Source organism: Mumia sp. ZJ1417 (genome assembly GCF_014127285.1).
Lineage (GTDB): Bacteria > Actinomycetota > Actinomycetes > Propionibacteriales > Nocardioidaceae > Mumia.
Genome location: NZ_CP059901.1, coordinates 3,905,250 through 3,925,263, shown reverse-complemented (window position 1 = coordinate 3,925,263; position 20,014 = coordinate 3,905,250). Strand labels below are relative to the sequence as shown.

Below are 20,014 nucleotides of genomic sequence, written 5' to 3'. Positions count from 1 at the left end.
GAGCGACATGCGCAAGACGATCCTCATCACAGGCGCCAGCTCTGGACTCGGAGCCGGCATGGCCCGCGTCTGGGCCGCCAAGGGCCACGACCTCGCCCTCACCGCACGCCGCCTCGACCGTCTGGAAGCGCTCAAGGCCGAGCTCGAGGCCGCACACCCGACGATCCGGGTCGTCGTCCATGCGCTCGACGTCACCGACCACGAGCAGGTCTTCGCCGTCGTCAAGCGCGCCGCCGATGACCTCGGCGGGCTCGACCGCGTCGTCGTCAACGCCGGGCTCGGCAAGGGCGCCCGGATCGGGACCGGGAAGTTCGAGGCCAACCGCGAGACCGCCGAGACCAACTTCGTCGCTGCGCTGGCGCAGTGCGAGGCGGCGATGGAGCACTTCTACGAGCGGCGCTCCGGCCACCTCGTGGTGGTTTCCTCGGTGTCGGCGATGCGCGGGATGCCGAGCTCGATGACGACGTACGCCGCGACGAAGGCCGGCATCGCGCTCCTCGCCGAGGGCATCCGCTCGGACCTGGTGAACCGCAAGGGCCACGACATCGCCGTCACGACCGTGTTCCCCGGCTATATCGCGTCGGAGATGAACGACAAGGTCGAGCAGAAGCCGAAGGGCATGGTCGACACGGAGACCGGCTCGCGTGCCCTCGTCGCCGCGATCGACAGCGAGAAACCCGAACGCATCGTGCCGGCGTGGCCATGGCGTCCGGTCGCGTTCCTGATCCGCCACCTGCCTCTCGGGATCGTCCGCCGCATGGTCTGAGCCAGGGTGGGTACGCCTCGGGTGAATCGACCGAGGGGGAGACCGTGCGTGCCACGCTGCTCAACTGCTCGCTGAAGAGATCGCCCGAACCGTCGCACACCCAGATGCTCGCCGAGTCCGTCGTCGCGGCGATGAAGGGGTGGGGCGTCGAGACGACGTCGTACCGCCTCGTGGACCTGCGGCTCGCGCACGGGGTCGCGACCGACCTCGGTGCGGGCGACGACTGGCCGAGAGTGCACGCCGCGATCACGACGAGCCAGATCCTGATCGTCGCGACGCCGACGTGGGTCGGGCATCCGAGCTCGCTCGCCCAGCAGGCGATCGAGCGGATGGACGCGATGATCGCCGAGACCGACGAGGACGGCCGCCCGATCGCGTACGACCGGGTGGCGGGCGTCGTCGTCACCGGCAACGAGGACGGCGCGCACCACGTGATCTCCGAGATCGCAGGCGCGCTCGTCGACATCGGGTTCACCATCCCCGGCCAGGCCTGGACGTACTGGAACCGTGGCCCCGGGCCGGGCCCGTCCTTCAGCGAGATCTCGGAAGGCCACGCCTGGTCATACGCGACCGGTCGGACGATGGCCTCGAACCTCGTCTCGGTCGCGAAGGCGCTGGCCGACCGGCCGATGCCCGTCACCGTTGGTTGAGCCTGTCGAAACCGCGCCTGCCGTTGGTTGAGCCTGTCGAAACCGCCATGCTTCGATGGACCCATGACCGACACCCCGGACCCCTCCGACAACTCGGCCCGCGCGATCGCCGCCGCCGAGGCGCTCGGCCTCGCGCACACCGTCACGCGGCACGGACGCGTGCGCTCGCTGGAGGAGGCCGCGGCCGCACGAGGGATCGCCCCGCGCGCCCTGGTCAAGACGCTGGTGGTCCGCGTGCGCGAGGGCGACTACCGCTTCGTCATGGTGCCGGGCGACCGCGAGTTCTCGTGGCCCAAGCTGCGTGCGTTGCTGGGCGTCAACCGCGTCTCGATGCCCGACGCGGACACGGCGCAGGCGGTCACCGGATACGAGCGGGGCACGATCACGCCACTCGGGAGCACGACGGCGTGGCCGGTGGTGATGGATGCAGGGATCGCGGGTGAGATCTCGGTCGGCGGTGGCGGCCACGGGGTAGGCCTCACCGTGGACGCCGACGCGCTGGCCGACGTCCTCGGCGCGCAGCGCGCCGACATCAGCGAGTAGCGCCGTCGCCCTCGTCGTCGGGGTTCGCAGCGTCGACGAGCACGTCGACATTCGCGCGGGGGAACCCGGCGAGACCGGCGAGGACGCCGAGCGGCACCTCGGCGGCCATCGGGTTGTCCGTGAGCGCCGCGCCCCCTCCGAACGCCCTCGCGAGGAGCGGGCCGCCGACCGGGTCGGCACTCCACTCGGCGACCGTCGACTCGGCACTCAGCGGGGTCCGGACCCGCGTCCCCTCCACCGTGACCGTGATGCTGCGCCGCAGGTCTGCCGACGAGGCGCCGATCGACACGGTGAACGTGCCGGGCTCGACCACCCACCGGCGCAGGACGGGGTGCCAGTACGCGAACGCGCGCGGGCCGAGCTCCAGCACGACCCGCTGCGACGCGCCGGGGTCGAGCGTGACCCGGGCGAACCCCTTGAGCTCACGCTCGGGCCGCGCGACGGGCGACTCGAGGTCGCTGACGTAGACCTGCACGACCTCCGTACCCGTACGCGAGCCTGTGTTCGTGACGGTCACCGACACCGTCGCCCGCACCTCGTCGCCCTCGCCCGCGACGTCGACGGCCAGGTCGCCCTGGGCGAACGTCGTGTAGCCGAGGCCGTGGCCGAACGGGTACGCCGGCGGGATGTGCTTCACGTCGTAGTACCGGTAGCCGACGAAGACACCTTCGCCGTAGCGGGAGTGGCCGAGGTGACCGGGGAAGTCGAGGTAGGCCGGGGTGTCCTCGAGGCGGAACGGGATCGTCTCGGCCAGCCGTCCGGTGGGCTCGGCACGGCCGGAGAGCAGGTCGGCGATCGCGGAGCCGACGGCCTGACCGGCGAGCCATGCCTCGAGCAGGGCAGGCACCTCGCGCGACCACGCGACGGGGGTGATGATGCCTCCGTTGGCGAGCACCACCACGACCCGCGGGTTGGCGGCGACGAGCTCCTGGACCAGCTCGACCTGGGCGGGCGGCAGATCCAGGTGCGTGCGGTCGTACCCCTCCGACTCGTACGACTCGGGCAGCCCCAGCAGACACACGACCGTACGGTCGGCGCGTGCGGCCTCGACGGCGGCCGCCCGCAGCGTCCGGTCCTCCTCGGGCGTGCCGTCGAGGGTGTAGCCCGGCTCGAAGGGGAGGTCGGCGCCCCACGTCGCGCGCAGCGCGTCCAGCGGGACGTCGACCTGCGTCGGATTGACCCGTGAGGATCCCGAGCCTTGGAAGCGCGGGGTGCGGGCGAGCTCGCCGACGACGAGCACGTCGGCCGACTCGCTCAGCGGCAGCAGGGGAGCACCACCGACGGGGTCGTTCTTGAGCAGCACCGACCCTGCGACTGCGGCCTCGCGAGCGAGCTCGTGATGGGAGAGGCGGGCCTCCTCGGAGAAGGTGTTCTTTTCGTCGGGATCGTCGTCCCCGGCTGCCGCCCCCGCGCGCGCGACCAGCGCCAGCACCCGGCGTACGGCCTCGTCGACCACGGACTCCGAGAGCGTCCCGGCGTGGACGGCGTCCACGACCGTGTCATCGTCCCCGAACGGCGGCATCGCCAGGTCGGTGCCGCCCCGCAGCGCCGCCGCCCGGTCGTGCACGGCGCCCCAGTCGGAGACCACGACGCCGTCGAAGCCCCAGGTGTCGCGCAGCACGTCGCGCAGCAGCCACGCGTTCTCGGTGGCGTACGTGCCGTTGATCTTGTTGTACGAGGCCATCACCGTCCACGGGTCGCCGGCGGTGACGACGCGCTCGAACGCGGCCAGGTAGATCTCGTGCAGCGTCCTCTCGTCCACGTCGGCCGACAGCCGCATGCGGTCGGTCTCGGCGTTGTTGGCCGCGAAGTGCTTCACCGAGGCGCCGACGCCCTGGGTCTGCAGGCCGCGGACGAACGCGAGGCCGAGCTCGCCGGACAGGTACGGATCCTCCGAGAGGTACTCGAAGTTGCGTCCGCACAGCGGTGAGCGCTTGATGTTCACGCCGGGCGCGAGGACGACCGAGACGCCTTCGGCACGCGCCTCGCGGGCGATCGCGGCCGCGACGCGCTCGACGAGGTCGGGGTCCCAGGAGGACCCCAGCGTCGTCGCCGTCGGGAAGCAGGTGGCGGGCACGCTCTGGCCCATCCCGAGCGAGAGTCCGCTCTCGCCCGCCTGCTTGCGGAGCCCGGTCGGCCCGTCGGCCAGCATGATCGCCGCGACGCCGGCCTCCTCGACCGGCTGCGTGTGCCAGAAGTCGCTCCCCGAGGTGAGCGAGGCCTTCTGCTCCAGGGTCAGTCGCGCGACAGGGTCTCCTGTGCGCACGGAATCGTCCCCCGACATCGTCCCCCCGATCGACGTGTGAACCTGTCGGTGACTGTAACCACGCGACGGGGTTCGCGCAGATCACCCGGTCTCACCAGCGGTTGCTGGCCTCCTCGGCCCATCCCACGAGCCCGTCGAGCGCCAGGGTGGTGCCGTCGTCGGCGCGCGCCGTGCCCGCCCACGTCCCGAACGCCTGGTGGGTGGAGTTGCCGAGGACCACGAGCTCGGTGCGCGCCTCGCGGACGTGCTCGGGGACAAAGGTCGCGTCCACGCCGTCGCCGGTGACCCGCCACGGTGCACGCCAGTCGTCGCGGTCGTACGACCAGGTGAGCGTGGCTCCGATCTTGTGGACGATGCCGTCGACGACGATCGCGTTCTCGGTCGACCCGGTGCCGTCGGTCCACCGGCCGCCGAGCTGGACGGCATTGCCGCCGGGACCGGATCCGGCGCCCCAGTTCCAGGTCATCCGGTACGGCCAGACGCCGCGCCCGTGGTCGAGCACGGCGTACGCGTCGGTGAGCGGGTGAGCGACACCGTCGATCCCGAGCGTGCCGCGTACGGGGCGGGCGAGGTCTTTGACCGTGTACTGGAACCGGCGCGTGCTCCACGGCACGACCACGCCCATCGACTCGTGACCCTCCGGCTGCTCGACCGTGAGTGTGAGCGTGATCTGCGGCGAGGTGGCACGGATCGTCGTCGGACCCGTCGTGCCGGCGGTGGGCTGGTCGATGTCGACCGTCAGGTCCTTCGCGACCACCGCGACGCGTCCGCTGCCGGCCCGGTCGGGCAGGGCGACGCCGCGCCCGAGCGGGACGGTGACGTCGTGACGCCACTCCTGGCCGCTGCGGCGGTCCAGGACGTACAGGCCGTGCACGGCGGCGTAGTCGAGCGACGACACCTGGATGCCGATCACGTGGGTGGGGGAGACCACCCCCCAGTACTCCCAGCGCTTCGTACGCCCCCAGCCGCGGAGGTTCGCGCGGTGCAAGGGCCGTCGCGTCCAGCCGACGGCGTCGGGGTTCAGGCGGCCGTCGGGGCCGCAGAGGTCGACGGGGCTGGTGATCTCACGCTCGGGCATGGCGTCACGGTAGTGCGCGGGTCACGCTCACCGGATCGCCGACCTGAAGCGTCCCGATCGTGGTCGGGACCATGCGGACACCGAACCACGTGACCCCGTCCCACTTTCGCGTGCGCGACAGCGTCCGGATCGGTTCCTTGCCGCGTACGAGCGTCCGCGGGTCGATCAGCGTGATCGCGCAGCGGTCGCAGAGCTCGGCGAAGCGGAACGGGACGTCGCCGAGCGTGACCGTACGCCAGCCGTCCTCCTCGAACGGGGCGAGCTCGTCGGGGTCGGCCTCCACGACGACGTTGGGGCGAAACCGGCGCATGGAGAGCGGATTCGGGTCCGGGGTCTCGGCGACCCACGCGTTGAGCTGGTCGAGCGAGGACGTGGTGGTGAGGAGGATCGGTGCGGTGTCGGCGAGCGTCAACGGCTCGCCGCTCGTCCCTCCGTGGGTCGCCGACATCGGGCGGAGGGTGGGGTCCTCCTGCCACACGAGCCGAGCCGCGGTGCCGATCGCCTTGGAGATCCACGTCTCGGCATCCTCGCCCGCGTACCGCAGGGCGTCCTGGCGGGAGATGCCGACGGGGATGTCGACACCGTGCACCGGTCGAGGCGCGAGGAGGTCGGGGAGGCCGCCGGAACGCAGGAGGAGACCGTCGACCGTCGGGGTGGCGTGCACGGCGAGGATCCGGGGGTGGGCGAGGGCGTCGACCTTGCGGCCGTCCGGTCCGATCACGAGCCACCGCCGGTCGCCGGCTAGACCCCACGGTTCGACCGTCGCGCGGTCCACGTCGTGAGGGGCGGTGGACTTGACGGGATAGAGGTGCAGGGACGCGATGCGCACGGGGTCAGCGTAGGGGCGCAGCGGGCTGCGCCTCGACCGCATTCCTGGGCGGGTGGGCCTTTCGCAGAAAAAGACAGGGTTGACTGTTTGTTAGTTGCGGAGCGATGATGAGGGCGTGACCGCGACCACACGCACGACGCAGGGCGAGCGCAGCCGCCTCATGCGCCAGCGGCTGCTGGAGGCGACCGTCGACTCGCTCGTCGAGCTCGGCTGGTCGGGCACCAGCACGACCGTCGTCTCGCAGCGCGCCGGCGTCTCGCGCGGAGCGCAGCTGCACCACTTCCCGAGCAAGCAGGCCCTCGTCATCGCTGCCGTCGACCACCTGACCGAGCGGCGCCGCGACGACCTCGCCGCAGCCGTGCGAGGGCTGCCGGCCCAAGGTCGTACGCGGGCGGTGCTCGACGTGCTCGCCGCACAGTTCGTCTCGCCGGTCTTCTTCGCGGCGCTCGAGCTGTGGGTCGCCGCCCGCACCGACGACGAGCTGCGGGCCGCAGTCGGCCCGTTGGAGCGCCGCGTCGGCCGCGAGACCCACGCCTACGCGGTCGACCTGCTCGGCATCGACGACAACCGGGGCCGCAACCGGCAGCTCGTCCAAGCCACCCTCGACCTCATGCGCGGGCTCGGGCTCGCCGCCTCTCTCTCGGATGACACCGCACGCCGCACGTCGATCCTCGACGCGTGGGCGATCACCCTCGACACGGAGCTGGAACGCTGATGAGCACCGACACCTCGCCCGACCCGACGCCCGACGCGGCCCGCCACGCGGTCCTCGAGGCCGTCCTCGCCGACCTCCACGCGGAGAGCCAGCAGCTCGACGCGATCGTCGCCGACCTGGACGACGCCGGATGGGCCACCGCGACGCCCGCGCCGGGCTGGGACGTCGCGCACCAGATCGCACACCTGCACTGGACCGACAGCGCCTCGCTCGCGGCGATCGAGGGCGGCGAGGCGTTCGCGACACTGATCAAGAACGCGGTCGAGAACCCGACCGGCTACGTCGACGCCGAGGCCGACCGGCTCGCCGCGCTCGCGCCGCAGGAGCTGCTCGCCACATGGCGCGACGGGCGCCGACAGCTGGCCGACGCTCTCCGGGCGGTGCCCGCGGGCGAGAAGATCGCCTGGTTCGGCCCGCCGATGAGCCCGGCCTCAATGGCGACCGCACGGCTGATGGAGACCTGGGCGCACGGACGTGACGTCGCGGAGGCCTTCGGCATCGAGCTGCCGCGCACCGCCCGCGCGAAGCACGTCGCGAACCTCGGTTTCCGTACCCGCGCCTTCGCCTATCTCGTCCGCGGTCGCGACATCCCCTCGACACCGGTCCGTGTCGAGCTCGTCGGCACCGACGGCGAGACGTGGGCGTGGGGGCCGGAGGACGCCGAGGACCGCGTCACCGGCGACGGCTACGACTTCGCGCTGCTCGCGACGCGCCGTCGTACCCGCGACGACGTCGACGTGGTCGCCCACGGTGCCGCCGCCGACGAGTGGCTCGACATCGTGCAGGCCTTCGCGGGGCTCCCGGGTCCCGACCCGGTGCCGGTGGGGTCTCGACAGGCTCGACCGGCGGAAGGTGCGGCTCGACCGGCGGAGGGGTCTCGACAGGCTCGACCGGCGGAGGGGTCGGCATGATCCGCATCGGCAACTGCTCGGGCTTCTACGGCGACCGTCTCGCGGCGATGCGCGAGATGCTCACCGAGGGTGACCTCGACTACCTCACGGGCGACTACCTCGCCGAGCTCACGATGCTCATCCTCGGCCGCGACCGCCTCAAGGACCCTTCGCTCGGCTACGCCAAGACGTTCGTCCGCCAGATGACCGAGTGCATGGGCCTGGCCAAGGAGCGCGGTGTCCGCATCGTCACCAACGCCGGCGGTCTCAACCCCGCAGGGCTCGCCGACAAGCTGCGCGAGATCGCTGCCGAGCAGGGGCTCGAGATCGTCGTCGCCCATGTCGAGGGCGACGACCTGCGTCCGCGCGCCGACGAGCTCGGCCTCGTCGGACACGGCGGACAGCCGCCGATCACCGCCAACGCCTATCTCGGCGCGTTCGGCATCGCCGCGGCGCTCGAGGCCGGCGCGGACGTCGTCGTGACCGGTCGTGTCACCGACGCGTCGGTTGTCGTCGGGCCTGCCATCCACGCGTACGGGTGGGGGCGTGAGGACTACGACGCGCTCGCCGGCGCCGTGGTCGCCGGGCACGTCGTCGAGTGCGGGGCGCAGGCGACGGGCGGCAACTTCTCCGGGTTCGCGACGCTCGACCCCAAGGTCCTGCTGCACCCCGGCTTCCCGATCGCGGAGGTCGCGTCGGACGGCAGCAGCGTCATCACCAAGCACGAGGGGACCGGGGGCGTGGTCACCGTCGACACCGTCACGGCCCAGCTCGTGTACGAGATCGGCGGGCCCGCGTACGCCGGACCAGACGTCGTCACCCATCTGGACTCGATCGTCCTCACGCAGGACGGCGAGGACAGGGTGGCCGTCTCCGGTGTACGCGGGTCCGCTCCGCCGGCGACCACGAAGGTCGCGCTCAACTCCTTCGGCGGGTTCCGCAACACCGTCGAGCTCGTGCTGACCGGCCTCGACATCGAGGAGAAGGCCGCGCTGGTGCGCCTCCAGGTCGAGGACGCGCTCGCGCAGTCGCCGGCCGGGATGCCGGACGAGGTCGTCTGGGACCTCGACCGCACGGACGTCGCAGACCCCCGGACCCAGGGGCAGGCGACGGCGCTGCTGCGCTGCCACGTGAAGGCGATGTCCCCCGACCCGGTCGGACGCGCGTTCTCGTCCGCGGCCGTCGAGCTCGCACTGGCCTCGTACCCGGGGTTCACCGTGACGCGACCGCCCGCAGCCGGGACCCCGTACGGGGTCTACACCCCAGCGTACGTGCCGCAGGAGCTCGTGCCGCACACCGTCGTGCTCGCCGACGGCACGCGAATCGACGTGCCACCACCGGCGGGCCTCGAGACGTCGTCGCCGGGTGTCGATACGTCCTTGCCTAGCGGCTCGGACTACTCGACCAACGGAGCCCGTAGCGAGACCACCCAAGCCGTCGCCCTCGGCCGGGTCGTGCATGCGCGCAGCGGCGACAAGGGGGGCGACGCCAACGTCGGCGTCTGGGTCCGCAGCGACGTCGCCGACCCCGACGCCGCGTACGCGTGGCTTGTCGACCTGCTCGACGCTGACACGTTCGTGACGCTGATCCCCGAGGCTGCGGGTCTCGACCTCGAGATCCACTCGCTGCCCAACCTCCGCGCGGTCAACGTCGTCGCCCACGGCTTCCTCGGCGACGGCGTGGCCGCCTCCACCCGGTTCGACCCGCAGGCCAAGGCGCTCGGCGAGTGGCTTCGCGCCCGTGTGGTCGACGTTCCTGAGGAGCTCCTGCGATGACCGCTGCCCCGTACGACGCCTGGTCGACGCCCGAGCGCACGGCGCTGCGCGACGCGGTCACGCGCTTCACGACCCACGAGATCGTCCCGAACCTGGCCGGGTGGGAGGACGACGGCGAGATCCCGCGCGAGCTGCACAAGAAGGCGGCGGCCGCCGGGTTCCTCGGCATCGGCTTCCCCGAGGACGTCGGTGGACAGGGCGGTGACGTCGTCGACATCTCCGTGCTCACCGAGGCGGTCATCGAGTCGGGAGGATCGTCGGGCCTGATGGCCGCGCTGTTCACCCACGGCATCGCACTGCCTCACATCGTGTCCGCGCACCTCTCAGCGCCGTCCGAGCGCAGCGCGGCGCTCGTCGACCGCTACGTCCGCCCGACGCTCGCAGGGGAGATGATCGGCGCGCTCGGCGTGACCGAGCCGAGCGGTGGCTCCGACGTCGCGAACCTGCGCACACGCGCCGCGCGTGAAGGCGACGGGTACGTCGTCAACGGCGCCAAGACCTTCATCACCTCCGGTGTTCGCGCCGACTTCGTGACGACGGCCGTCCGGACCGGTGGCGACGGGTTCGGCGGCATCTCGCTGCTCGTCGTCGACAAGGGCACTCCCGGCTTCACAGTGCAGCGCCCGCTGCGCAAGATGGGCTGGCACTGCTCTGACACCGCCGAGCTGGCGTTCGACGATGCCCGTGTCCCTGCCGAGAACCTTGTCGGTGAGGAGAACGGCGGCTTCGTCCTCGTCATGCAGCAGTTCGTCAATGAGCGCCTCAGCTTGGCGGTGCAGTCGTACGCGACCGCGCAGCGCGCACTCGACCTCGCGGTCGCGTACGCGAAGGAGCGCGAGACGTTTGGTCGTCCGCTCGCGAGCCGCCAGGTGATCCGCCACAAGCTGGTCGAGATGCACCGCGCGACGACGACGGCACGGGCGTACACGCGCCAGGTCGTCGAGCGTGCCGCCGCCGCGTCCGCGGGCGCGGACGTCGACCCGATGCGCCTGGCCGCCGACGCCGCGATCGCCAAGAACGACGCCGTCGCGGCCTGCGCGTTCGTGGTGGACGAGGCAGTGCAGATTCACGGTGGCATGGGATACATGCGCGAGTCCGAGATCGATCGCCACTACCGCGACGCGCGCATCCTCGGCATCGGGGGCGGCGCGACCGAGGTCATGAACGACCTGGTCGCCAAGATCCTGGGGTTCTGATGGAGAGGTCTCGACACGCTCGACCGCCGGGAAGGGGGCATCCTGCCGACGGTGACTGGTCGCCGTTGCGCAGCGCCCGCATGAGCCGACAGCGGCTCGTGGGCGAGCCGTTCGCCTCGCCGGTCGACGTGGTCGAGTGGCTGGGCGCGGTGCAGGCGCAGGAGTACGTCGACGCCGGCTGGGCGCTGTCGCAGCGCAGCGAGGATGCTCCCACCGCGGGCGAGGTCGAGGCGCTGGTCGCGTCCGGCGAGATCCTGCGGACGCACGTGCTGCGTCCGACGTGGCACTTCGTCCGGCCGGCCGATGCCCGCTGGATGCTGGAGCTCACGGGTCCGCGGGTGGTCCGCACGATGGCATCGGCATGGCGCGCGACCGGCCTCGACGAGCCGGATGAGCGTGCGAGGGTGCTCGATGCCGTCGCAGAGGTCCTCGGTGACGGCGAGCACCTCACCCGCAAGCAGCTCGCCGAGCGGCTCGAGGCGAGTGGCGTCGACACGACCAAACGGATCAGCTTCATCACGCTCGCCGCGGAGCTGGAGCGGGTCGCGATCAGCGGGGCACCGCAGGGCAAGCAGCAGACGTTCGCGGCGTTCGACGACCGGGTGCCGGCGTCGGACCCGCTGGAGCACGACGAGGCGGTGGCCCGTCTGGCGGAGCGCTACCTGCGCAGCCACGGGCCGGCGACGCCGCACGACCTGTCGTGGTGGGGCGGCATCACGGTCACCGACGCGCGTCGCGGGTACGAGGCGGCGGGCGCGGCGTCGTACGAGGCCGAGGGGCTGACGTACTACGAGCTGCCGGGTCTCGAGACGTCCTCGACCGGCGGGGAGGGCATCAGCCATCTGCTTCCTCCGTACGACGAGTACCTCATCTCGTACAAGAACCGCCAGGCCGTCGACGCCAGCGAGGACTACGTCCGCGAGCCGATCGAAGGCCTCTTCTTCTGGGGCCTCGCCCTCGACGAGGGGCGCGTCGTCGGCGGCTGGAAGTGGTCCCGCCCCACGCGCAAGGACGACCCGGTGCGGCTCACCCTCACGCTCCTCACCCCCACGACCTCGGCCGTCCGCGACAGGTTCGCGGTGCAGGCCGATCGCTTCTCCCGATACCTCGACATCCCCGTCGAGCTGACCATGGAGGCACCACGATGACGACGACGGTGGACACCGCGTCACCCACGTACACCGACAACCGCGAGGCGTTGCTCGAGAAGATCGACGACCTCGCCGAGCAGCATGCGAAGGCGCTCGCGGGCGGCGGTGAGAAGTACGTCGCCCGCCACCACAAGCGTGGCAAGCTCCTCGCGCGCGAGCGAATCGAGCTGCTGATCGACGAAGGCGCACCGTTCCTCGAGCTGTCGACGCTCGCGGCGTGGGGGACCGACTTCCCCGTGGGCGGCTCGCTCGTCGCCGGCATCGGCGTCGTCGAGGGCGTCGAGTGCATGATCATCGCGAACGACCCGACCGTGAAGGGCGGCTCCAGCAATCCGCTCACGGTCAAGAAGGGCCTGCGCGCCGCGCAGATCGCGGCCGAGAACCGGCTCCCGACGATCAACCTCGTCGAGTCCGGCGGCGCCGACCTGCCGACCCAGAAGGACATCTTCATCCCCGGCGGCGCGACGTTCCGCAACATCACCAGGTCGAGCGCCGCGCGCGTCCCGACGGTCGCGCTGGTGTTCGGCAACTCGACCGCCGGTGGTGCGTACGTCCCGGGCATGAGCGACTACGTCGTGATGGTCAAGGAGGGCGCGAAGGTCTTCCTCGGCGGGCCGCCGCTGGTCAAGATGGCGACCGGCGAGGAGTCCGACGACGAGTCGCTCGGCGGTGCCGAGATGCACGCCCGCGTCTCGGGTCTCGCTGACTATCTCGCGGTCGACGAGTACGACGCGATCCGCCTCGGCCGTCAGATCGTCCGCCGCCTGAACTGGCGCAAGCAGGGCCCGGCACCGAAGGCCTCGTACGCGGAGCCGGCCTTCAACCCCGAGGAGCTGCTCGGCATCGTCCCGAGCGACCTCAAGGTCCCGTTCGACCCGCGCGAGGTGATCGCCCGCATCGTTGATGGGCCCAGTGTGGACGGCGGAACGGGGTTCGACGAGTTCAAGCCGCTCTACGGCACGTCGCTCGTGACCGGGTTCGCGCAGATCCACGGCTACCCGATCGGCATCCTCGCCAACGCCCAGGGCGTGCTGTTCAGCGAGGAGGCGCAGAAGGCGACGCAGTTCATCCAGCTCGCCAACCAGATCGACACGCCACTGCTGTTCCTGCACAACACGACCGGCTACATGGTCGGCGCCGAGTACGAGCAGGGCGGCATCATCAAGCACGGCGCGCAGATGATCAACGCCGTCTCCAACTCGACGGTGCCGCACATCTCCGTCGTCATGGGCGCCTCGTACGGGGCCGGCCACTACGGCATGAGCGGGCGCGCGTACGACCCGCGCTTCATGTTCAGCTGGCCCAACGCGAAGTCGGCGGTGATGGGCCCGGCGCAGCTCGCCGGCGTGATCTCGATCGTCGCGCGCGGTGCCGCCGAGGCGAAGGGCATGCCGTACGACGAGGACGGCGACAAGCAGATGCGCGCCTTCGTCGAGAAGCAGATCGAGGAGCAGTCGCTGGCGTACTTCACCTCCGGGCTCCTCTATGACGACGGCGTGATCGACCCGCGCGACACCCGCACCGTGCTCGGCATCTGCCTGAGCGCGATCGCGACCGCGCCGATCGAAGGGGCCCGTGGCTACGGGGTGTTCCGGCTGTGACCGGCGCACGCCCCGTCCGCGATTCGGGCAATTCGGCACGAAATCGAGCGGCGAAAACAGTGGGGAACCGCCCAAATCGGGGACGAGACGGAGGAGAAAGATGATTCAGAAGGTGCTCGTCGCCAACCGCGGCGAGATCGCGCGCCGGGTCTTCGCGACCTGCCGTGCGCTCGGCATCGCGACGGTCGCGGTGCACTCGGACGCCGATGCGGACGCGCCGTTCGTGAAGGACGCAGACACGGCGGTCCGGTTGCCCGGCAACGCGCCCAGCGAGACGTACCTGCGCGGTGACCTCGTCATCGCCGCCGCACGCGCGACCGGTGCGGACGCGATCCACCCCGGGTATGGGTTCTTGTCGGAGAACGCGGAGTTTGCGGCAGCGGTCCGCGACGCGGGTCTGACGTGGATCGGCCCGGACCCGGACGCGATCGCCGCGATGGGCTCGAAGGTCCGCTCCAAGGAGCTGATGGCCGAGGCGGGCGGTCCGGTCGCCGGGCTGCTGGAGCCCGAGGCGATGACGACCTCCGACCTGCCGCTCGTGGTCAAGGCGTCCTCGGGTGGCGGCGGCCGCGGCATGCGTGTCGTCCGCGACCTCGACGCGCTGCCGGCGGCCCTCGAGCAGGCGGCGGCCGAGGCGGGCTCCGCGTTCGGTGACGCCACCGTGTTCGTCGAGCACTACCTCGAGCACGCGCGCCACGTCGAGGTCCAGGTGATGGCCGACGTGCACGGCACCTGCTGGGTGCTCGGCGACCGCGACTGCTCGCTGCAGCGGCGCCACCAGAAGGTCGTCGAGGAGGCGCCGGCGCCCGGTCTCTCGCAGGCGACCCGCGCGACGCTGCACGACGCGGCACGCGCGCTGGTCAAGCAGGTCGGCTACACCGGTGCCGGCACGGTCGAGTTCCTGGTCGCCGAGCGCGGCGCCGACCAGCCCGCGCTCGTCTCCTTCCTGGAGATGAACACCCGCCTGCAGGTCGAGCACCCCGTCACCGAGGCCGTCACGGGCCTCGACCTCGTGGCGCTCCAGATCGCCGTCGCCGAAGGGCGCGCGCTGCACGAGGCCACCGGACTCACCGAGCCGCCGACGTCCCGAGGCCATGCGATCGAGGTCCGCGTGTACGCAGAGGACCCGGCCGACGGCTTCGCGCCGCAGACCGGCACCGTACGAGCCTTCGACGTCCCCGGGGCCACCGTCCGCTTCGGCGCGCTCACCGGTTCGGGCCTGCGTCTCGACTCCGGCGTCGAGAGCGGCAGCGACGTCGGCATCCACTACGACGCGATGCTCGCCAAGCTCGTCGCGTACGGGCCCGACCGCGCGTCGGTGACCCGCATGCTGCGCGGCGCCCTCGACCGTACGACCGTGCACGGGGTCGCCACCAACCTCGATCTGCTGCGCGGCATCCTTGGCGCCCCCGAGTTCGCCGACGCGGCGGCGCTGAGCACCTTGCTGCTCGAGGAGGAGCTCGACGCCTGGTCGCAGGCCCGCGGCGACGACGCCGCCAAGCGCCGGTACGCGGTCGCTGCCGCGCTCGCGTCGGCCACCGCGGCAGCGAAGGCGGCGCCGGTGCTCTCGCGCATCCCCGCCGGGTTCCGCAACGTGCCGTCGCAGCCGATCACCGCGACGTACGCCGTCGCCGGCGAGGAGCTCGCCGTCGCGTACGCGTCGCGGCGCGGGCGGCTCGTCCCGGTCGGCGTGGACGAGGCGACGACTGCGGTGCACGTCGGCACGGACCGCGTGGTGCTGGTCTATGACGGCGTCGAGGAGACGTACGAGATCCGGCTCGGCGGGGGCGTCGTCGACGTGGACGGTCCGCAGGGCCCGCTCGACCTCGTGGTCGTGCCGCGCTTCACCGACCCCGCCGACCAGGTGGCCGAAGGGTCGCTGCTCGCGCCGATGCCCGGGTCCGTCGTGTCGGTCGCCGTGGAGCAGGGGCAGCCGGTCGCGAAGGGCGACGTCGTCCTCGTGCTCGAGGCCATGAAGATGCAGCACACCATCACCGCACCGACCGACGGCGTCGTCGTCGAGCTCGCGGTCACCGCGGGGAGCCAGGTCGAGTCCGGCGCCGTCCTCGCGGTGATCGACGACGCGGCCGCCCAGGAGAACGTCGAAGGAGAACCCGCATGACCACCACCGCATTCGCCGAGTCCGAGGAGCGCCAGGCGCTCCGCAAGGCCGTCTCCGACCTGGGCCGCAAGTATGGGCGCGACTACTTCAACACCGCCTACCGGGAGGGTCGCAAGACCACGGAGCTCTGGGAGGAGGCCGGCAAGCTCGGCTACCTCGGTGTCGCCGTCCCGGAGGAGTACGGGGGCGGTGGCGGCGAGATCGGTGACCTCGCCGCCGTGTGCGAGGAGCTGGCCGCGGCCGGCTGCCCGCTGCTGCTCATGGTCGTCTCGCCGGCGATCGTCGGCACGATCATCGCCCAGTACGGGACGGACGACCAGAAGCAGCGCTGGCTGCCCGGGCTTGCGGACGGGACGAGCACGTTCGCGTTCTCGATCACCGAGCCGGATGCCGGGTCGAACTCGCACAAGATCACCACGACCGCGTACCGGCAGGAAGACGGTGGCTGGCGCCTGACCGGTGGCAAGACCTTCATCTCCGGAGTCGACGAGGCGAGCCACGTCCTGGTCGTCGCCCGTACGGAGGACCACAAGACCGGCAACCTCAAGCCGGCGCTGTTCCTCGTGCCGACGGACACGCCGGGCTTCACGTGGCAGGAGATCCCGATGGGGATCGTCAGCCCGGAGAAGCAGTTCACGCTGTTCTTCGACGACGTCGTCCTGCCGCAGGACGCCCTCATCGGCAGCGAGGACGCCGGGATCGAGCAGCTCTTCGCCGGGCTCAACCCCGAGCGGATCATGGCGGCGTCCTTCGCCACGGGCACGGCGCGGCTCGCGCTCGAGCTCGCGACCGAGTACGCAAAGACCCGCCAGGTGTGGAAGGCGCCGATCGGTGCGCACCAGGCGGTCGCTCACCCGCTCGCGCAGACCCACATCGAGATCGAGCTGGCACGCCTCATGACGCAGAAGGCGGCCGCGCTCTATGCGGTCGGTGACCACATGGGCGCGGGCGAGGCGGCGAACATGGCGAAATACGCCGCCGGCGAGGTCGTGTGCGCGGCGGTGGACCGGGCCATCCAGACCCACGGTGGCAACGGGCTCGCCGAGGAGTACGGGCTCGTGCAGATGCTGGCGGGGTCGCGCCTGTCGCGGATCGCGCCCGTGAGCCGTGAGATGGTGCTCAACTTCATCGCGCAGTTCTCGCTCGGCCTGCCGAAGTCGTACTGATGCCCACGTCCGTCCCGTCCGGCCCCCACGTCGAAGGAGTCACCGCATGACCGAGCTCGTCCGCCTCGAGGTCGCCGACCAGGTCGCCACGATCACCCTGGACAGCCAGCACAACCGCAACGCCCTGTCGGCGCAGCTCGTCACGGAGCTCGTCGGGCACCTCGAGACCGCGGCCGCGGATCCCGACGCGCTCGTCGTCGTGATCGCGGCGGCCGGGCCGGTGTTCTGCTCCGGCGCCGACCTGTCCGAGGCGGCAGGTGGCGGCATGGTCGAGGGGGCGAAGGGCCTGGTTGCCCTGCAGCGCCTCATCGTCACCCTGCCGAAGCCCGTCGTCGTACGCCTGCACGGTCCGGTCCGCGCCGGCGGGCTGGGGATCGTGGGTGCGGCCGACGTCGTCGTCTGCGCCGACGACGTGACGTTCGCGTTCACCGAGGTACGCCTGGCGCTCGCGCCTGCCGTGATCTCGCTGACGACGCTCGAGCGCATGACGCCCCGTGCGGCGGCGCGGACCTTCCTGACGGGGGCGAAGTTCTCTGCGGCCCAGGCTGTGGAGTACGGACTCGTCACGGAGGCGGTCGCCCCCGATGCGCTCGACGCGGCGCTCGGCGAGATCCTCGACGGGCTCCGCAAGGCGTACCCGCAGGGTCTGCGCGAGACGAAGGCGCTCCTCAACGCCGACCTCGTCGCGCGGATCGACCGGCTGGGGGACGAGGTCGCCGAGCAGTCGGGCCGCCTCTTCGGGTCAGACGAGGCACGCACGGCGATGCTGGCGTTCCTCAACCGCAAGAAGAGCTGAATGCCACGACACCCGTGGGCACGACCGGTCCCCCGTCCGGTCGTGCCCACGGGTGTGCCCGGGGTCAGGCTGCCACGCCTGAGAGCAGATTATTAGAACACACGTACGATAGTCAAGAGGCTACGATCCGTCTGTGCAGGAGCTCAGTCGACGCCGCGTCCTCGCCGCGCTCGGCCTGCCCGTGCTCGCCGGGCTTTTCGGCTGCGTCCCGCGCGGATGGGACGCGCTGGACGAGACCGCGCTGACGATCGCGACGGGCAACCCCGGTGGCGTCTTCGTCCGCTACGGCCGTGCGCTGACGACGGTGATCGCGCGTGACCTCGACGGAGTGCGAGCTCGCACCCGGACCACCAACGCCTCGCTGGAGAACCTTCGCCTCGTCGCCGAGGGCGCGTGCGACGCCGGGTTCTCCCTCGGTGATGCAGCGGCCCACGCGGTCGCCCCCGCCGCGCCCGGCGGTGCAGCCCGGTCGTACGACCTCGTCGCACTGGCCCGGATGTACGACAGCTTCGTCCACCTCGTCGTCCGCGAGAACTCGCCGTACCGCCAGGTCTCGGACCTCGCGCGCGCCCGGATCGGCATCGGCGCCCACGGTTCCGGAACGCAGGTGATCGCGTCCCGCGTCCTCGAGGTCCACGACGTCCGCAGTCCCGGGGCGAGGTTCGTCGACGCCGCGCTCGAAACCTCGGCCGACGCGCTGAGGGCCGGCCGGATCGACGCCTTCTTCTTCGTGAGCGGGCTGCCCAACCAGGCGATCGCCGCGCTCGCCCGCGAGACGCCCGTCCGGCTCCTCGACCTCGGTGACGTCGTCGAGCCGATGGTGGCCGCGTTCGGCCCCCAGTACGTACGGGCGCCGATCCCGCCGTCGGCGTACGGCCTGCGCGAGGCGGTGAGCACGCTCAGCGTGAAGAACTACCTCGTCGCGAACCCGGCCTTGCCCGAGCCCTTGGCGTACGCGGTGACACGGATCGTGTTCGAGCGGCAGGACGAGATCGAGCGGCTCGAGCCAGGAGTCGGGCAGCCGACGCTCGGTGCGGCGATCTTCACCGCGCCGCTGGAGCTGCACCCCGGCGCGCTGCGCTACTACCGGGAGCGGGGCTCCTGAGGGTCACCCTCACCTCGAAGCCGCCGCCGGGCGGACGTCCGACCGCGAAGGTCCCCCCGAGCTGGACCACGTGGGCACGGACGATGGCGAGCCCGAGGCCGGTCCCGTGCACGTTCTGGTGCTGCGCGCCCCGGAAGAACCGGGCTCCGACCTTCGCAAGGTCCTCGTCGCGCACTCCGGAGCCGTTGTCGCGGACGCGGATCTCGACGGCTGCAGTCTCCGTGGCGTCGGCAGCCCTGATCGTGACCTCCCCGACCGTCACCTCGACGGGCGAGCCCAACGCGAACTTCGTCGCGTTGTCGAGTGTCGCGTCGAGGACGACATCGACGACCTCGACGGTCGCGAGGGCGAGGATCCGGTCCGGCGCGCCGACCGTCAGGCCGGGCACCGCCTGCTCCCAGATCCGGCAGCGGGCGCGGACGGCGGCGGCGACGTCCACCTCCGTCACCGGTGGTGGCTCGGCGCCGATCTGACCCAGGTCGAGCAGCGAGTCCACGATCCGCGTGAGGCGGTCGGTCTCGGCGAGGACGAGGTCGAGCTGTGCCGCATCCTCGGGCTCGGCGTCGGCGCTGAGGGTCTCGACGCGCAACCGCAGCGCCGTCAGCGGGTTGCCGAGCTGATGGGAGGCGTCTGCGACGAGGTCGCTCTGCTGGCGCTGCGCGACCTGGACGTGGTTGGCCATGGCGTTGAAGGAGGTCGCGAGCCGGCGCAGCTCGGGCGGACCGGCACTCGCGGGGACGCGCGTCGCCAGGTCGCCGTGCGCGACGCGGCGGGCGGCCTCGTCGAGGTCGTCGACCGGTCGGAGGATCCAACGCACGAGCGGGACGGCGACACCCACGGCGGCGACGAGAAGGACGGCGAGGCCGGCGACGACCAGCAGGGCGAGCCGGGCCGCGACGTCGTCGCGCACCCCCTGCGTCGGCGCCTCCATGAGGACCGCCCCGAGGACGTGCGCGTCGCGTCCGATGGGGGAGGCGAGCACGAAGGTGTCGTCCGACCACGGCCAGACCGGGGCCGGCTTCTCTGCGCTGTTGCCCGCGAGCGCGCGGGCCACCTGGCGAGGGACGGACGCGGGTTCGAGGTCGCCCGAGGACGCGGCGATCGTACGGCGGTCGGCGTCGACCACGACGACGCGCGCCCCGTGCACCTCCTCGTACCGGTCGAGCTCGGAGCGCAGCGACGACACCGACCCCGTCTCGAGCGCGTTGGCCGCGACCACGGCGAAGCGGTTGAGGTCGGCCTGCCGCGTCACGAAGAGCTCCTGCGTACGGTCCGACGCGTAGGTGCTGATCAGCGGCCCGAGGAGCGCGGCGAGCAGGATCGACAGAGCCAGCGTCGAGAGGGCGAGGAGGCGGCGGCGCACGC

Annotated in this window: 17 protein-coding genes; 13 read left to right on the top strand and 4 right to left on the bottom strand. The window is 71.7% G+C overall.

Going from position 1 to position 20,014, the window contains the following annotated elements; translation table 11 throughout:
- The first annotated feature begins 7 nt into the window (after window positions 1-7).
- The 3 genes from H4N58_RS18970 (at window position 8) to H4N58_RS18960 (ending at window position 1,959) form a co-directional block, all read left to right on the top strand.
- A complete protein-coding gene (locus H4N58_RS18970) occupies window positions 8-766 on the top strand; it encodes an SDR family oxidoreductase (RefSeq protein ID WP_167251194.1) in 759 nt (252 codons plus the stop codon).
- Window positions 767-810: 44 nt separating this feature from the next.
- Complete coding sequence (locus H4N58_RS18965) at window positions 811-1,416, top strand: flavodoxin family protein (protein WP_167251196.1); 606 nt, start codon at window positions 811-813, stop codon at window positions 1,414-1,416.
- Window positions 1,417-1,479: 63 nt separating this feature from the next.
- Window positions 1,480-1,959 (top strand): aminoacyl-tRNA deacylase, encoded by a 480-nt coding sequence (locus H4N58_RS18960; protein ID WP_167251198.1) that lies wholly within the window; start codon window positions 1,480-1,482, stop codon window positions 1,957-1,959.
- On the opposite strand, the gene H4N58_RS18955 is transcribed toward H4N58_RS18960, so the two are convergent.
- The 3 genes from H4N58_RS18955 to H4N58_RS18945 all read right to left on the bottom strand — a co-directional run bounded on the left by H4N58_RS18955 (window position 1,949) and on the right by H4N58_RS18945 (window position 6,132).
- Complete coding sequence (locus H4N58_RS18955; protein ID WP_243845131.1) at window positions 1,949-4,225, bottom strand: glycoside hydrolase family 3 N-terminal domain-containing protein; 2,277 nt, start codon at window positions 4,223-4,225, stop codon at window positions 1,949-1,951. The two genes, H4N58_RS18960 and H4N58_RS18955, sit on opposite strands and share 11 nt — an antisense overlap.
- A 91-nt stretch (window positions 4,226-4,316) precedes the next feature.
- Window positions 4,317-5,303, bottom strand: a complete 987-nt coding sequence (locus H4N58_RS18950) for a DUF2804 domain-containing protein (RefSeq protein WP_167251202.1) — start codon at window positions 5,301-5,303, stop codon at window positions 4,317-4,319.
- Window positions 5,304-5,307: 4 nt separating this feature from the next.
- Window positions 5,308-6,132, bottom strand: coding sequence for an MOSC domain-containing protein (locus H4N58_RS18945; protein WP_167006916.1), 825 nt, complete (start codon window positions 6,130-6,132; stop codon window positions 5,308-5,310).
- A gap of 115 nt (window positions 6,133-6,247) precedes the next feature.
- On the opposite strand from H4N58_RS18945, the gene H4N58_RS18940 reads away from it, so the two are divergent.
- The 10 genes from H4N58_RS18940 (at window position 6,248) to H4N58_RS18895 (ending at window position 18,649) form a co-directional block, all read left to right on the top strand.
- Complete coding sequence (locus tag H4N58_RS18940) at window positions 6,248-6,847, top strand: TetR/AcrR family transcriptional regulator (RefSeq protein ID WP_167006913.1); 600 nt, start codon at window positions 6,248-6,250, stop codon at window positions 6,845-6,847.
- The gene (locus H4N58_RS18935; protein ID WP_167251204.1) at window positions 6,847-7,758 is read left to right on the top strand and encodes a TIGR03084 family metal-binding protein; all 912 of its coding nucleotides are present in this window, start codon (window positions 6,847-6,849) and stop codon (window positions 7,756-7,758) included. The genes H4N58_RS18940 and H4N58_RS18935 overlap by 1 nt, the downstream gene beginning before the upstream one ends.
- Window positions 7,755-9,512, top strand: coding sequence for an acyclic terpene utilization AtuA family protein (locus H4N58_RS18930; RefSeq protein ID WP_167251206.1), 1,758 nt, complete (start codon window positions 7,755-7,757; stop codon window positions 9,510-9,512). Before H4N58_RS18935 ends, H4N58_RS18930 begins: the two co-directional genes overlap by 4 nt.
- Complete coding sequence (locus H4N58_RS18925) at window positions 9,509-10,708, top strand: acyl-CoA dehydrogenase family protein (RefSeq protein ID WP_167251208.1); 1,200 nt, start codon at window positions 9,509-9,511, stop codon at window positions 10,706-10,708. Before H4N58_RS18930 ends, H4N58_RS18925 begins: the two co-directional genes overlap by 4 nt.
- Window positions 10,709-10,788: 80 nt before the next feature.
- Window positions 10,789-11,856 (top strand): winged helix DNA-binding domain-containing protein, encoded by a 1,068-nt coding sequence (locus H4N58_RS18920; RefSeq protein ID WP_167251210.1) that lies wholly within the window; start codon window positions 10,789-10,791, stop codon window positions 11,854-11,856.
- Window positions 11,853-13,460, top strand: a complete 1,608-nt coding sequence (locus tag H4N58_RS18915; protein WP_182397116.1) for an acyl-CoA carboxylase subunit beta — start codon at window positions 11,853-11,855, stop codon at window positions 13,458-13,460. The genes H4N58_RS18920 and H4N58_RS18915 overlap by 4 nt, the downstream gene beginning before the upstream one ends.
- A gap of 100 nt (window positions 13,461-13,560) precedes the next feature.
- Window positions 13,561-15,582 (top strand): biotin carboxylase N-terminal domain-containing protein, encoded by a 2,022-nt coding sequence (locus tag H4N58_RS18910; protein WP_167251212.1) that lies wholly within the window; start codon window positions 13,561-13,563, stop codon window positions 15,580-15,582.
- On the top strand, window positions 15,579-16,748 hold the full coding sequence (locus H4N58_RS18905) for an acyl-CoA dehydrogenase family protein (RefSeq protein ID WP_167006896.1): 1,170 nt from the start codon (window positions 15,579-15,581) through the stop codon (window positions 16,746-16,748). Before H4N58_RS18910 ends, H4N58_RS18905 begins: the two co-directional genes overlap by 4 nt.
- A gap of 46 nt (window positions 16,749-16,794) precedes the next feature.
- The gene (locus tag H4N58_RS18900; protein ID WP_167251214.1) at window positions 16,795-17,544 is read left to right on the top strand and encodes an enoyl-CoA hydratase-related protein; all 750 of its coding nucleotides are present in this window, start codon (window positions 16,795-16,797) and stop codon (window positions 17,542-17,544) included.
- Between the two features lie 133 nt (window positions 17,545-17,677).
- The gene (locus H4N58_RS18895) at window positions 17,678-18,649 is read left to right on the top strand and encodes a TAXI family TRAP transporter solute-binding subunit (RefSeq protein ID WP_167006889.1); all 972 of its coding nucleotides are present in this window, start codon (window positions 17,678-17,680) and stop codon (window positions 18,647-18,649) included.
- Here the strand turns inward: H4N58_RS18895 and H4N58_RS18890 are convergent.
- Window positions 18,588-20,012, bottom strand: a complete 1,425-nt coding sequence (locus H4N58_RS18890; RefSeq protein WP_167251216.1) for a HAMP domain-containing sensor histidine kinase — start codon at window positions 20,010-20,012, stop codon at window positions 18,588-18,590. The genes H4N58_RS18895 and H4N58_RS18890 overlap by 62 nt on opposite strands.
- Window positions 20,013-20,014 lie beyond the last annotated feature (2 nt).